This window comes from Streptomyces durocortorensis (assembly GCF_016901035.1).
Classification (GTDB): Bacteria; Actinomycetota; Actinomycetes; order Streptomycetales; family Streptomycetaceae; genus Streptomyces; species Streptomyces durocortorensis.
In genome coordinates this window covers 1-1,741 of record NZ_JAFEUF010000470.1, presented here as the reverse complement: position 1 = coordinate 1,741, position 1,741 = coordinate 1, and the positions used below count along the sequence as shown (strand labels likewise).

Here is a 1,741-nt window from a genome sequence, read left to right as displayed (position 1 = left end):
CCCCCCCCCCCCCCCCCCCCCCCCCGCGGGCGGCGGGGGGGGGGGGGGGGGGGGTCGCCCCCGGCACCCCGCCCGCCACGGCCCCGGGCCCGCAGCCCGAGCCCATCCGCTTCTTCGGCACGACATGGGTCGACCACGACGGCGGTTACGGGCTCCGCCGCGCCGGCGTAGCCGTCGGCTCCCTGGCCGCCGCCGTGGCCGCCTGCTTCGTCCTGCGCTTCGCCTACGAGGGCCTGGAGATCGCGGAGGTCGGCGGCCTCGTCGGGATGCTGGTCATCGCGATGTTCTCCATCTGCAGCGCCATCGCGTTCCGCAAGACCTGGGAGGGCTTCGCCGCCCGCCCGAAGGACCCGTCCCGCGAGGATGCCCTGCGCGGCCTGAAGTCGATCGGCTTCATCGGCTCGCTCCTCGCCTACTTCGTCCGCTCGCTCACCGAGGCCCCGGGCGAGAAGCTGCGCCGCACGGAGTACGAGAAGGCCCGCGCCCAGTTCGAGAAGCGCCGCACGACCCGAACCGGCAACCCGGCGGCCCGCAAGGCCTCCGGCCGCAAGCGCCCGAAGCGCACCTGAGGGCCCGCCCGCCCCGCAGACGACTGAGCCCCCCGACCCCGTCGGCGGGCTCAGTCGTGTGTCCGCTTCCCGCCACCCCTTGACGGACGGCTCCATCGGGCGAAGAATTCATCACATGATGAATTATGAACCCGGGCAGGCACCGACCGCCCCCACGACGCACCCGACCCCGGACCCATCCGCGCCTCCGCCCCCACCACCGGACCCGGCGATCGAAGCCCGCGACCTCACCGTCGTCCGGGGCGACCGCACCGTCCTGCGCGCCCTCGACTTCACCGTCCGCCCCGGCAGCATCACCGGCCTCCTCGGCCCCTCGGGCTGCGGCAAGACCACCCTCATGCGGGCGGTGGTCGGCACCCAGGCCAAGGTCACCGGCACCCTCGACGTGCTGGGCCACCCCGCCGGAGACCCGGCCCTGCGCCCCCGCATCGGCTACGTCACCCAGGCGCCCTCCGTCTTCACCGACCTCACGGTCCGGCAGAACCTCGACTACTTCGCCACCGTCCTGCACCCCGGCCGCACCCACCGGGACGCCCGCCGGGACGCCGTCACCCGCGCCATCGACGACGTCGACCTCACGAGCCGGGCCGACGCCCTCGCGAGCGCCCTCTCCGGTGGCCAGCGCAGCCGCGTCTCGCTGGCCGTCGCCCTCCTCGGCACCCCGGACCTGCTGGTCCTGGACGAACCGACCGTCGGGCTCGACCCCGTACTCCGCCGGGACCTCTGGAACCTCTTCCACCGCCTGGCCGCCGACCGGGGCACCGCGCTCCTCATCTCCTCGCACGTCATGGACGAGGCCGAGCGCTGCCACCGCCTGCTCCTCATGCGCGACGGCCGGATCCTCGCCGAGGACACCCCGGACGCGCTGCGCCACCGCACCGGCACGGCCACCGTCGAGGAGGCGTTCCTCCGCCTGGTCGACGCACACCGGGCCGACGAGCACCGGCCCGCTGATCGCCCGACCGGTGATCGCCCGACCGACGAGCCCCCGGCCGACGAAACCGCACCCCTCACCGAGGAGGCATCCCGATGACGGCCACCGCCCCCACCCCGGCCACGAGCGGGTGGGCCGCCGCGGGGCCGACCCCCTCCTGGGGCTGCCCCTCCACCGGCGGCTCGGCGAGCCGCACGGTGACCACGGCCGTGAGGCCTTCGAGGGCGTCGTCCTTGAC

2 protein-coding genes are annotated in these 1,741 nt (G+C 75.4%); both read left to right on the top strand.

Annotated elements, in window-relative coordinates:
* On the top strand, positions 1 to 569 hold a 569-nt coding region (locus JS521_RS35500), incomplete at its 5' end, for a hypothetical protein (protein WP_239488285.1).
* Positions 570 to 684: 115 nt separating this feature from the next.
* Positions 685 to 1,602: an ABC transporter ATP-binding protein gene (locus JS521_RS35495; protein ID WP_205086967.1), complete on the top strand. Its 918-nt coding sequence runs from the start codon at positions 685 to 687 to the stop codon at positions 1,600 to 1,602.
* The last annotated feature ends 139 nt before the right edge of the window (positions 1,603 to 1,741 follow it).

What these genes read in the sequence shown, in the direction of transcription:
- JS521_RS35495 (WP_205086967.1), top strand. Translation starts at nt 685, where the DNA reads ATGATGAATTATGAACCCGGGCAGGCACCGACCGCCCCCACGACGCAC.